Here is an 11,892-nt window from a genome sequence, read left to right on the forward strand (position 1 = left end):
GCGGGCGGCTGCTACCCTGGGGGCGTGAAGGAGTTCCTGAACGACTGGTGGCGCCTGCTGAAGCTGATCGTGGGTTCGCTGGCCATTCCGGTGGTGCTGTGGTTGCTGCTGGTGTGGGCGGGCGTGCTGCGCTGACCTGATTCCCCGCCGGAGTGACACACCAATCACGCGCTGGAACCGCTCCCGGAAGCGGTTTTTTTACGCTGCGTGTTACGTTAACGGCATGACGGTCAAGCGGAAACAAGGCGCGGAAAACCGCGTGGACACCAACCACTTCGAGCACGCCCTGGTCCTGGAAACGGCGCGGGTGACCGAGGGCGCCGCCCTGGCCGCCAGCCGCTGGATGGGCATGGGCGACAAGAACGCTGTGGACGGCGCGGGCACCGAGGCCATGCGCGAACTGCTGAACAGCCTGGATATCCGCGGGACGGTCGTGATCGGCGAGGGCGAGATGGACGAGGCCCCCATGCTGTACATCGGCGAGAAGGTCGGGCAGGGTCAGTACGAGGTGGACATCGCCGTGGACCCGGTCGAGGGCACCAGCGTGACCGCCAAGGGCCTCCCGAACGGACTGGCCGTGATCGCCCTGTCCGAGCGGGGCGGCCTGATGCACGCGCCGGACTGCTACATGGACAAGCTGGTCGTGCCGCCCCCCGCCGCCGGGAAGGTGAACCTGGACTGGCCGGTCGAGGCGAACCTGAACGTCCTGGCGCAGAGCCTGGAACGCGACGTGGACGACCTGATGATCACCATCCTGGACCGTGAGCGGCACGCGGACCTGATCCGCCGCGTGCGGGCCGCCGGGGCGCGCGTGAAACTGATCGGGGACGGCGACGTGGTCGCCAGCCTGCAGGTCGGCGTGCGCGGAACGGGCGTGCACGCGCTGATGGGCTCGGGTGGCGCGCCCGAGGGGGTGCTGTCGGCGGCGGCCATGAAGTGCCTGGGCGCGGAGATCCAGGGCCGCTTCATCGCGGAGGACGACGCCATGCGCGAGCGGTTCAAGGCGATGGGCGTGGACGAGAACAGGGTGTACAAGACCAACGATCTGGCCCCTGGGAAGCAGATGGTGTTCAGCGCGACCGGCATCACGTACGGCGAACTGCTCAGCGGCGTGCGTCGCTTCGGCGGCGGGGCACGCACCCACACGCTGGTGATGGGCTACGCGACGCGCGTGGTGCGCTTCATCGACACGGTGCACCTGGAGGACGACGGGGCGCGCGTGACCATCCGCGTCTGACCCAGCCGGTCGATTCCCGGGAGGCGGCCCATGTTCGGGTGCGCCTCCTGTGCTGGTCGGAAAGGCCCACTGATCCGGGATACAAGTGATTCCACGTCATTTGGAGCCGCCCTGTGGCCCCCTCACCCTTCCGTCGCTTCGCTCCTCCCTCCTTCTCCCACACGGGGAAAGGGGATAACGGAGCGCGATCACGTGGCAGGCAAGTCATTTCAATCCCGTATGACAGCCGGTTCGCCTCAGTCTGCGCCTGACTGGAATGAGATTCTGATTTGAAGAGACACAATTTATCCTAAATCATTCAACATTGAATGAATGGGCGGTCAGCGCTAAGCTCACGGCATGACCACGCCCTCCCCGATCAAACTGGCCATCGTCTACTACTCCACCTACGGCACCAACCACGCCATGGCCGAAGCCGCCGCCGAGGCCGCCCGCGCCACCGGCGCCGAGGTCCGCGTCCTGAAAGTCCCCGAGACCGCCCCCCAGGCCGTCATCGACACCCAGGACGCCTGGAAGGCCCAGCAGGAACGCAGCGCCGACGTCCCCACCGCCACCCCCGCCGACCTCGAATGGGCCGACGCCTACCTGTTCAGCAGCCCCACCCGCTTCGGCGGCGCCGCCAGCCAGGTCCGCGCGTTCATCGACACCCTGGGCGGCCTGTGGGGCACCGGGAAACTCGCCAACAAGACCTTCAGCGCCATGACCAGCGCCCAGAACCCCAACGGCGGCCAGGAAACCACCCTGCAGACCCTGTACATCACCGCCATGCACTGGGGCTCGATCATCGTCGCGCCCGGCTACACCGACCCGGCCATCTTCGCGTCCGGCGGCAACCCCTACGGCGCCAGCGTCACCGCGAACGGCCAGCCCCTGAGCGACGAGGACCGCACCACCATCGCCCACCAGACCCGCCGCCTGATCGAAGTCACCACGAAACTCAAGAACTGACAGCGGCGTTCAGGGAGACTGAGGGGTTTTCTCAGTCTCTCTGAAACGAGGAGCTCGAAGATCCGCCGCCATCAGCGGGTGGAGGTGAAATTGAAGGGCGTGCCTTTGGCCCTTCAATGGAACTGGACACCGCTGCGAACCCAGCACCGCAAGAGGCCCGCACGACATGCACGTGCGGGCCCCCGTCATGCCACCAGACCAGCCGCTCAGCGCCAGCCGGCCGTATTCAGCACCCAGTACGGCCCGGCAGCGCCGTCCACCCGCGCCACCGACGCATCCGACACCGCCCCGAACAGCGCCGCGCAGTGACTGCTGCTGCCTTTCCACGCCGCGATCACCTCCGCCGGCGCCGTCAGACCCGCCCCGCCCGCGAGACTCTCCCCGAACACCCACTGTCCGCCCCGCGGCGGCACCGGCCGGTACCCGGCGTCCACCATCCGCTGGGACGGCACCCGACCATCCACCGCACTCCGGTGCGGCAGCGTCAGTCCGCCCGATGCGGCCAGTTCCCGCCCATACAGCGTCGCCGCGCGGTGCAGGTGCCCCTCGAACTGCAGCGCCCCCACCGGCGCGAACGACCCGCCCGGGCAGACCCCACCCCGCGCCCGCTCGGCATTGACGGCCGCCAGCATGTCCCGCTCCGCCACCGACTGCGGGAAATCCGCCAGCGGCACCCGCAGCGGCGCGAACGCCGGCGACGCCTGATAGTCGAACGTCACGCCGTACTGCGCGTCCGTCACCGTCACCTTCACCAGATCCGGCCCGGACGGCACCTCAGACGGCGAGCAGCCCACCAGCACCGACATCCACACCATCGCCGCACCCACAGCGGCACCCACCGTCACACGCGTCATACCTCAAGCCTAGGACGCCTCGCCCCCACCGGCTGCCCAATCTGACCACCCCCCCCAGCGCCGAGCCATCCCACCTCGCCGGACACGCCGACGCGCTCCCACCACCCCAGCCGCTACCCTGCCCGCATGACCACAGCCCAGCTCACCGCGCCCGGCGCGTACCCCGGCCTGAACCTCCAGCTGCACGACGGCGGCATCCTGGAAGTCGTCATCCGCAGCGACAAGACCCTGAACAGCGTGAACGCCGACGCACACCGCGCCCTGACCCGCGTGTGGCGCGACATCGACGACACCCCCGGCATCCGCTGCGTCCTCGTGCGCGGCGAGGGACGCGGGTTCAGCAGCGGCGGGGACTTCACCCTGATCGAGGAGATGAGCAGCGACTTCACCGCCCTCACCCGCGTCTGGAAAGAAGCCCGCGACCTCGTGTACAACGTCATCAACTGCTCCAAACCCATCGTCAGCGCCATCCACGGCCCCTGCGTCGGCGCCGGACTTGCCGTCGCCCTCCTGGCCGACGTCAGCATCACCGCGCACACTGCCCGCCTCCTCGACGGCCACGTCCGCCTGGGCGTCGCCGCCGGAGACCACGCCGCGATCATCTGGCCCCTCCTGTGCGGCCTGAACAAAGCCAAATACCACCTCATGACCGGCGAACCCGTCAGCGGCATCGAAGCCGAACGCATCGGCCTCGTCAGCCTCACCGTCCCCGACGACGAACTCATGGACCGCGCCTGGACGGTCGCCCAGCAACTCGCGGGCGGCAGCCCCACCGCCACCCGCTGGACCAAATACGCCCTGAACAACTGGCTCAGACAGGCCGGGCCCACCTTCGACGCGTCCCTCGCGCTGGAATTCCTCGGCTTCACCGGCCCCGACGTCCGCGAAGGCCTCAGCAGCCTCCGCGAAAAACGCGCACCCAACTTCGCGGACGACGCGCCGCTGTAAAAGGGCAGTGGGGAGTGGGAAGTGGGAAGGGAGGCTGCTGCGCAGCGGAACCCCTCAGTCAGCTGCGCTGACAGCTCCCCTCAAAGGGGAGCCTTGGACACATGCTTCTGCCGAAGCGAGGAAAGTCGATCAGCCGACCACAGCGTCCCCCACCACAGCTGACCGCTGACTGCCCCCGGCCGTCGTGCGCGCAGCGCGCGGGCCTGCGACGGGGGCGAAGGATGGCGTCAAGGCCAGACACCCCACTGCCCAACACAAACACGCCGCAGGAGTAGAAACTCCTGCCGAGCGCAGCGACCGCTTCCCCTGCCCCCCTGGGGTACTCGTATGAGCCGCTTGCGGAGGGGGCTGGGGGGTGGGGCCACCCGCCGGGAAGCACAGCCCCCTGTCCCCGCCCGGGGAACTTTCCCCTCAATCAGCCCGCCGCGCGTTATCGTGAGCCGTAAAACCATCCTCAGGAGGGATACCCATGACGACCAAACAACCCGTCCGCGTTGCCGTTACCGGCGCCGCTGGCCAGATCGGCTACAGCCTTCTTTTCCGCATCGCGTCGGGCGACATGCTCGGCAAGGACCAGCCGGTCATTCTGCAGCTGCTGGAGATCACGCCTGCGCTGAAGGCGCTGAACGGCGTCGTGATGGAGTTGCGTGACTGCGCGTTCCCGCTGCTGGCGGACATCGTGACGAGCGATGACCCGATGGTGGCGTTCAAGGACGCGGATTACGCGCTGCTGGTGGGCGCCATGCCGCGGAAGGCCGGGATGGAGCGCGGGGATCTGCTGGGCGCGAACGGTGGGATCTTCAAGCCGCAGGGTGAGGCACTGAATGCCGTGGCGAGCCGTGACGTGAAGGTGCTCGTGGTGGGGAACCCCGCGAACACGAACGCACTGATCGCTCAGCAGAACGCGCCGGACTTGGACGCGGGGCAGTTCACGGCGATGGTGCGTCTGGATCACAACCGTGCGATCAGCCAGCTGGCTGAGAAGACCGGGAAGCCCGTGAGCAGCATCAAGAACCTGACGATCTGGGGCAACCACTCCTCGACCCAGTACCCCGACCTGAGCCAGGCGACGGTGGACGGTCAGCCTGCGCTGGATCAGGTGGACCGTGACTGGTACGAGAACAGCTACATCTCCACGGTCGCCAAGCGTGGCGCGGCGATCATCGAGGCGCGCGGCCTGAGCAGCGCCGCGTCCGCCGCGAGCGCCGCGATCGACCACATGCGCGACTGGGCGCTCGGCACGCCCGAGGGCGAGTGGGTCAGCATGGGCATCCCCAGCGACGGCAGCTACGGCATTCCCGAGGGCCTGATCTACGGTTTCCCCGTGACCTGCAAGAACGGCAAGTACGAGATCGTGCAGGGCCTCCCCGTCAGTGACTTCAGCCGCGGCAAGATGGACGCCACGGCGCAGGAACTGACCGAGGAACGCGACGAAGTGCGCAAACTGGGTCTGGTCAAGTAAACCCAGGCTGAGTGGGGGGAGCGGGTGGCCTGCGGGTCGCCCGCTTCTTCGTATGTGTGGCGGCGTGCGTGGCGGGCGTGTGCTCTGCTGCGGGGCGTGATACGGATTCCGTCTGTTTCGTTAACAACCCGGAACCACACCGGGTTGCCAACTCCACGCCCGGAACCCGCTTTGCTCCTTCTCGCATCCGCTCGGGTTGAACGGTTGAGGCAAACCGTTCAACCGGAGTCCGTATGAGTGACGCGGCGTGGCGGGCGGGACTGGAGGAGCGTTTTGTGCGGTGGCTGGAGCAGGACGTGACGCACCTGCTGCCGGGCGGACCGCACGCGGACGCGCAGGCGCGCGTGGCGGGGCGGTTGCGGGCGGCGTGGGTGCCGGACTGGTCGGGCGTGACGGAGAACTACGGGGGACGGCGGGGCATCACGCGTCGTTCCTGCGGTCGAAGCTGGCGTTCGCGCAGGCCGTTCACGCGAGGGCAGACGGTGCAGGGGTGGACGCGGCAGAGGCGGCGCGGCTGGAGCGGGCGTGCCTGGACGCGGCGGGGGCGTTCTGGCGGGAGTGGGCGGGCTACCACCTGACGGTGCGGGCGGGCGCTTGACGTGCAGTCGACTGCACGTTCGACACTGGTTTTCACAGCGGTGTCCAGATGCACCCTGGAGCGGGCAGCACGCCCCAGGGCTCCGCTTCCCACCACTGTCATTTCAGGCACTCGCTTCGCTCGATTCAGAGGTATCGAGGGAGACCCTCGCCACCTCTGAACTCTGCTCAGGAGGCACCACCCCATGTTCAATGCGCTGCACACCGACGCCCTGACCGCCCATTCCGACGTTGCTCCCTTCTCCGATCGGCTGAACGAGTGCCGTGAGGCGGCCCGCGCGGCCCGGCTGAGCCGTCTGAACTACCTGCTGGGCAGGCGCTGGACGCTGCCGCGCTGGCACGTGACGGTGACCGTGCGGAGGGTGGCGTGAAGTCTGTGAGCGCGGTGGAGTTCCGGCAGGGGGTCCGGCAATTCCGGGACGTGATCAGCACACTGTCGGACGAACAGCGGGCGGACGTGGCGACCATGTGCGGCGGGCCGGAGGTGCTGGACGCCCTGTTCGAGGAGCGGGGCGTGGGGATCGGGCGGTTCGCGGCGCTGATGGGGCTGCCCGCGACGACGGTGCGGCACCTGCTGCGCGAGGATCTGCTGCATCCCATGCGGGTGAACGGCAAGTTCCGGTTCCTGCTGCACAACGTGATCGAGTTGCGGGGCGTGCAGCAGTGGCAGGCGGTGGGGCTGACGCTGGAGGACGCGCGGGCGTTCCTGGACGCGCAGGGTCTGCTGGGGTTGGTGGCGCAGGGCGGCACGATGTTCTCGGTGCAGCGTGAGGCGCCGGCCCCGGAGGCGCTCCCGGCCCTGAAGGCGGACGTGCTGGCGCGGCTGGGGGGCGCGATCCGGTCCCTGGAGGACCGGCACGTGGCGCTGGGGCAGCAGCTGGAGCGGGCCCGGGCGCTGGAACGGATGGTGCAGGAGAACGCGTTCGGGCAGTCCGGATCGGGCGCGCCGCCCGCCTGACGTTCATGTGATCTTCACGGTTGTGTGCCGTGGTGATCCACTTGCGCGCGGGGAGCATAGGGCTGTTCAGAGCGACACGGTCAACGCACCGGGCAGGAATCCGCCTGCGCCAGTCTGGGTGTCCTCGCGTCCGACCGCCCACTTTCACCTGCTGGAGGAATCACCATGTCCAACGCCATGAATCGCCGTAAGTTCCTGGGGGCCGCTGGGGCCGTCACCGCCACGGGTCTGCTCGCCGGGTGCACGCCCGCCATGAGCGCCACCCCCAGACCCGATCTGGACGCCACGATCTTCAACTTCGCCCTGAACCTCGAGTACCTGGAAGCGGCGTTCTACCTCGCGGCCGTGGGTCGCCTGCAGGAACTGGACGCCGCGGGCGGCAACAGCTCCAAGGTCATCCTGCCTGCCGGCTTCACCGGGAAGAACGGCGACGGCGTGAAGTTCGCCTCGGCGGACGTGGCCGCGTACGCCAACGAAGTCGCCACCGACGAACTGAACCACGTGAAGATCATCCGTAAGGTGCTGGGCTCGGGTGCCGTCGCGCAGCCCACCCTGGACCTGGGTCCGGCATTCGTCGCGGCGGGCAAGGCCGCGTCGGGCGGGGCCATCGCGAACTTCAACCCCTTCGCGAACGACCTGTTCTTCCTGCACGGCGCGTTCATCTTCGAGGACGTGGGCGTCAGCGCCTACAAGGGCGCGGCGCGCCTGCTGGTCGACACCAGCGCGGGCGGCAACCTGGAGAACGCGGCGGGCATCCTGGCCGTCGAGGCGTACCACTCGGGCATGATCCGCACCCTGCTGTACCAACAGCGCAACACGGACGTGACCCCCACCCTGAAGGTCAGTGACGTCGTGCAGGCGATCAGCAACCTGCGGGACAGCGTGGACGGGGCCAGCGACATGGACCAGGGCATCGTGATGAACGGCATGGCGAACATCGTGCTGGCCGACGCGAACGGCATCGCGTACAGCCGTACGCCCCGTCAGGTCGGGAACATCGTGTTCCTGTCTGAAGGCGCCACGAAGGGCGGGTTCTACCCTGAGGGCCTGAACGGCAACTTCGCCGCGATCCTCGCGCTGTAAACCGAATCAGCAGGGGGAGGGTGGCCGCGACCGGCTCCCCTCCCCCTTTTCTTCTGCTCTTTACAGCCCCTCGATGACCCACTCGCCCGCGCGCATGAGCGGCTCGCGGGTGCCGTTCTGCGTGATGCCGTCCACGTCGGTGGCGGGCGTGCCGATCATCCAGTCCACGTGGATCAGGCTGTCGTCGTTGCCCCCGGCAGCCTTCAGCGTGGCGGGGTCGGTGCCGCCCTGCACGTTCGTGGGGTAGCAGCGCCCCAGCGCGATGTGGGACGCGGCGTTCTCGTCGAACAGGGTGTTCAGGAACAGCGTGCCGGTCTGCGCGACGGGCGCGCTGGCGGGCACCAGGGCCACCTCGCCCAGGCGGGCGGCGCCGTCGTCGGTGGCGATCAGGGCTTTCAGGGTGTCCTCGCCGCGCGTGGCGCTGACCTCGACGGCGCGGCCCCCCTCGAAGCGCATGCGGATACCTTCGATCAGCTGCCCGCGTGCGCTGAGGGGTTTGCTGGCGACCGCCACGCCGTCCACGCGGTCGCGGTCCGGGGCGGTGAAGACCTCGTCGGTGGGGAGGTTCGGCACGCCGCGCACGCCGTTCTGCGCGGTTTCCGCGCCGCCCTGCCACACGTGGTTCCGGGCGAGGCCGACGGTCAGGTCGGTGCCCAGGTCGCTGCGCAGGTGCACGGCGGCGTACTGTTTGCCGTTCAGGTGGGTGGTCAGGCGCTGAAGGCGGGTCAGGTGCGCGTCCCACGCGGCGACCGGGTCGGGCTGGTCGGCGCGGGTGACGGTGAAGATGTCGTTCCACAGCCGGGCCACGGCCTCGTCCTGCGGCAGGTCGGGGTACACGCGGGCGGCCCAGGCGGGGGTGGCCATCGCGCCGACCGTCCAGTTCACCTGGAAGCTGCCGCTCGCCTCGCTGACCCGGCGCATGGCCTGCGCGGTGGCCTTGCTGCGCCCCGCGATCCGGGCGGGGTCCACGCCCGCCAAGAGGGACGGGTCCTCACCGATGATCCCGATGGCCGCGTACCCGTCTTCCACCATCGCCTCGGCCTCCTGCGCGAACCACGCGGGCAGGTACTGCACGGCGTCGTCGGTCCCGTCCTCGAACAGCGCGAGGTTCAGGTGCGGGTCCAGATACGTGACGCGCACGTCCTGCGCCCCGGCGCGGTACGCGGCGCGTGCCACCAGCCGCACCAGTTCGGTCGCCTCGACGGGCGCGCTGATCCGGACCCGGCCACCCTGCGGGAGGTTCACGCCGGTGCGCACGAGCAGTTCGGCGTAGCGCGCCAGGCGCGTCTGAAAATCAGTTGAGGTCATGACCGTCACTCTACCCGGCGTCCCCATGAGGCAGAACGGTGCCCCTGATGCGCCGTCTGGCGGATGCGACCGGCCCCTCACGCCTGCTACGGTCGGGTCACCTGTCACCTGCTGCTGAGACGGGACCCTCCTCTTCCCCGCCCCGCGCTCCGATACCGGAGCGCGACCGGGCCGATGATTCCCTCCCGGCGCGCCCTGGCGCGGGCCGGTGTTCCTCAGCAGAGGTCACATGACTGATCATTTCTCCGCGCAGGGCGAGGCCCTGTCGCCCGCTCCCCTGTCCTCTACCCCCCTGGCGCATGCCAGCGGGGTGCCCGCCCACCTGTTCGCCAGTCCGGAGGTGCCCATCGAGCGGGCCGCCGTCCGGGACGCGCTGCGCCTGCTGGACCTGCACGCAGCGGCCCGGACCCTCGACCCGGCGCTGGGGGTAGAGGCGCTGGCCCTGACGCCGGACCTGCACCGCGCGTCGCCCGCCCCGGTGGGGACCGCGCTGCTCACGCGCGGGTTTCTCGCGCCGCACCTGATCGGGAACGACCTGGGCTGCGGAATGCGCCTGCACCTGACCGGGCTGCGCGCCGACGACCTGCGGCCGCACCTGGACGCGCTGGAGCGTGAACTGCGCGCCGTGTTCTTCCAGGGGCGGCGGGCGCTGAGCCTCTCGGGCCGTCAGCGGGAGGCGCTGCTGCGCGGCGGCGTCCCCGAACTGCTCGCGGCGCCGCGCCCGGCGGGCCAGCGGGGCCTGTGGGACCTGCTCGGCGCGCAGGAGCCCGGGCCTGCCCCTCAGGCGCCGTTCGTGCACGGGCCGCTGGACGGCGTGCGGGACTGGCTGGGGGAACGCGAGCGGGCGTTGTTCGACACGCAGCTGGGGTCGGTGGGCGGCGGGAATCATTTCGTGGAGGTGCAGGAGGTCGCGGCCGCGCTGGACCGGCATGCGGCGTACGCGTGGGGCGTGCGGCCCGGCGAGGTGGTGGTGATGGTGCACAGCGGCTCGCTGGGCTTCGGTCACCTGTTCGGCGCCCAGCTGCGCGCCTGGGCGCAGGGGGTGCCGGGGGCGCCGATGCCGCTGCTGCCCGACGGTCATCCGGGCGTGCCGGGGGTGCTGGACGCGCTGCACGCGGCGGCGCATCTGGCGAGCGGGAACCGGCTGGTCCTGGCCTGCATGGTGCGCTCGGCGCTGGGCCGGGCGCTGCCGCCGGGCGTGCTGGCCGACGATCAGCCGTTCCCGGCGCTGTCGGACGCGCCGCACAATTTCGTCTGGTCCGCCGGGGACGGGCGGTGGCTGCACCGCAAGGGCGCCACGCCCGCCGCCGCGCCCGGTCCGCAGACCCCGTACGGCGAGCCGGTCCTGATTCCGGGCAGCATGGGGGACTTCAGTTACCTGATGGCCGGGCAGGGGCACCCGCTGGCGCTGGGGAGCGCCAGTCACGGCGCGGGCCGCCGTCAGCCGCGCGGGGCGGCCATGCGCCTGAGCGACGCGGACCTGCGCCGGGCGCTGGAGGCGCTGCGGGTGGTGACGCCCATCGACCTGCGCGTGGCGCGGGCGGACATCCGCGCGCGGGCCCTGTCGGCGTTGAAGCAGGAGGCGCCCGGCGCGTACAAGGCGGTGACGCCCATCATCGACACGCACGCCCGGGCGGGACTGGCGCGGCCCGTGGCGGCGCTGCGGCCCCTGCTGACCGTCAAGAGTCTGTAGTGTCCGCTGCGGGCCGCCAGTACACGCCGCGTTCGCGCTTCAGGACACCCAGGCCGATCATCTCGCGGCGCAGGGTGGACACGTCGGCGTACACCTCGCCCAGGATGGCGTTCACCTCGGCTTCCGGGTAGTGGCGGCCATGTTCGAACAGGGTGACGAGTTCGTGCAGGATGACGTCCTTCTTCTTGCGCTGGGCGGGCAGGGTGGTCAGGCGGCCGCCTTTCAGGAAGGCGCGCAGCACGCGGTCGCGGTAGGGGTCGTCGGGCGTGGGGGCAGGGGCAGCGCCGCGTACGACGTCCGCGAGGTTCAGGTCCAGCGCCGCCGCGTGCGCGCGGTGCAGGCGATGGTGGCCGTCCTGCCGGGTGAGGATCAGTCCGGCCTCGGTCAGCTGCGCGAGGTGGTGGCTGACGGTGGCGGGCGCGAGGTTCATCAGGCGGGCGAGTTCGTCGCCGCTCGCCTCGCGCGTCCAGACGAGGCGCAGCAGGCTGAGGCGCGCGGGGTGGGACAGCGCGCGGAACAGGCCGGCGCGGGCGGTGAGGTCGGCGCTCACGGGCGGGGTTCGCGCGGCCAGGGGGGCGTGCCGTGCGCGGCGCGGTGGGCGCCCTCGTAGATGCCGAGTGCGGCGTCCAGGGTGTCCAGGCGGGCCTGCGCGCGCGCCTGATCGGCGGCGTTCCCGGCGGCGCGGGCGAGGCGCAGGTCGCGTTCGGCGTTCGTGCGGATGCCCGTCACGAGGCGGTGATACAGGGCGTTCATGCGGCCCTGTGGGGTGGGGTCGGCAGCGTCGGTCATTTCGATCCTCCTCGA

General features: G+C 70.2%; 13 protein-coding genes. 9 read left to right on the forward strand and 4 right to left on the reverse strand.

Features of this window, described 5'->3' with window-relative positions:
* The first annotated feature begins 223 nt into the window (after nt 1-223).
* Together glpX and wrbA are read left to right on the forward strand one after the other, a co-directional pair.
* Nucleotides 224-1,237, forward strand: a complete 1,014-nt coding sequence (gene glpX / locus IEY69_RS13160) for a class II fructose-bisphosphatase (RefSeq protein ID WP_189073616.1) — start codon at nt 224-226, stop codon at nt 1,235-1,237.
* A 339-nt stretch (nt 1,238-1,576) separates the two neighbouring features.
* Nucleotides 1,577-2,185 (forward strand): NAD(P)H:quinone oxidoreductase, encoded by a 609-nt coding sequence (gene wrbA, locus IEY69_RS13165; RefSeq protein WP_189073617.1) that lies wholly within the window; start codon nt 1,577-1,579, stop codon nt 2,183-2,185.
* A gap of 206 nt (nt 2,186-2,391) precedes the next feature.
* On the opposite strand, the gene IEY69_RS13170 is transcribed toward wrbA, so the two are convergent.
* On the reverse strand, nt 2,392-3,039 hold the full coding sequence (locus IEY69_RS13170; protein WP_189073618.1) for a CAP domain-containing protein: 648 nt from the start codon (nt 3,037-3,039) through the stop codon (nt 2,392-2,394).
* 126 nt (nt 3,040-3,165) lie between these two features.
* On the opposite strand from IEY69_RS13170, the gene IEY69_RS13175 reads away from it, so the two are divergent.
* The 6 genes from IEY69_RS13175 to IEY69_RS13200 all read left to right on the forward strand — a co-directional run bounded on the left by IEY69_RS13175 (nt 3,166) and on the right by IEY69_RS13200 (nt 8,087).
* Nucleotides 3,166-3,987, forward strand: a complete 822-nt coding sequence (locus tag IEY69_RS13175) for an enoyl-CoA hydratase/isomerase family protein (protein WP_189073619.1) — start codon at nt 3,166-3,168, stop codon at nt 3,985-3,987.
* A gap of 469 nt (nt 3,988-4,456) precedes the next feature.
* Nucleotides 4,457-5,449: a malate dehydrogenase gene (locus IEY69_RS13180; protein WP_058977918.1), complete on the forward strand. Its 993-nt coding sequence runs from the start codon at nt 4,457-4,459 to the stop codon at nt 5,447-5,449.
* Between the two features lie 367 nt (nt 5,450-5,816).
* Complete coding sequence (locus IEY69_RS21970) at nt 5,817-6,047, forward strand: hypothetical protein (protein ID WP_189073620.1); 231 nt, start codon at nt 5,817-5,819, stop codon at nt 6,045-6,047.
* 184 nt (nt 6,048-6,231) lie between these two features.
* The gene (locus IEY69_RS13190; RefSeq protein WP_189073621.1) at nt 6,232-6,417 is read left to right on the forward strand and encodes a hypothetical protein; all 186 of its coding nucleotides are present in this window, start codon (nt 6,232-6,234) and stop codon (nt 6,415-6,417) included.
* Nucleotides 6,414-7,004, forward strand: a complete 591-nt coding sequence (locus IEY69_RS13195; protein WP_189073622.1) for a MerR family transcriptional regulator — start codon at nt 6,414-6,416, stop codon at nt 7,002-7,004. The genes IEY69_RS13190 and IEY69_RS13195 overlap by 4 nt, the downstream gene beginning before the upstream one ends.
* A gap of 165 nt (nt 7,005-7,169) precedes the next feature.
* Nucleotides 7,170-8,087, forward strand: a complete 918-nt coding sequence (locus IEY69_RS13200; protein WP_189073623.1) for a ferritin-like domain-containing protein — start codon at nt 7,170-7,172, stop codon at nt 8,085-8,087.
* Nucleotides 8,088-8,147: 60 nt separating this feature from the next.
* On the opposite strand, the gene IEY69_RS13205 is transcribed toward IEY69_RS13200, so the two are convergent.
* The gene (locus IEY69_RS13205; protein WP_189073624.1) at nt 8,148-9,395 is read right to left on the reverse strand and encodes an aminopeptidase; all 1,248 of its coding nucleotides are present in this window, start codon (nt 9,393-9,395) and stop codon (nt 8,148-8,150) included.
* 229 nt (nt 9,396-9,624) lie between these two features.
* Between IEY69_RS13205 and IEY69_RS13210 the strand changes: the two genes are divergently transcribed.
* Complete coding sequence (locus tag IEY69_RS13210) at nt 9,625-11,088, forward strand: RtcB family protein (protein WP_189073625.1); 1,464 nt, start codon at nt 9,625-9,627, stop codon at nt 11,086-11,088.
* Here the strand turns inward: IEY69_RS13210 and IEY69_RS13215 are convergent.
* Together IEY69_RS13215 and IEY69_RS13220 are read right to left on the reverse strand one after the other, a co-directional pair.
* The gene (locus tag IEY69_RS13215; protein WP_189073626.1) at nt 11,075-11,638 is read right to left on the reverse strand and encodes a DUF2087 domain-containing protein; all 564 of its coding nucleotides are present in this window, start codon (nt 11,636-11,638) and stop codon (nt 11,075-11,077) included. The two genes, IEY69_RS13210 and IEY69_RS13215, sit on opposite strands and share 14 nt — an antisense overlap.
* Nucleotides 11,635-11,877 carry a hypothetical protein gene (locus IEY69_RS13220; RefSeq protein WP_229783949.1) on the reverse strand — a complete coding sequence of 81 codons (243 nt, stop codon included), beginning with the start codon at nt 11,875-11,877 and terminating at the stop codon, nt 11,635-11,637. The genes IEY69_RS13215 and IEY69_RS13220 overlap by 4 nt, the downstream gene beginning before the upstream one ends.
* Nucleotides 11,878-11,892: the final 15 nt, after the last annotated feature.

Source organism: Deinococcus sedimenti (genome assembly GCF_014648135.1).
In the GTDB taxonomy this organism is placed as follows: domain Bacteria; phylum Deinococcota; class Deinococci; order Deinococcales; family Deinococcaceae; genus Deinococcus; species Deinococcus sedimenti.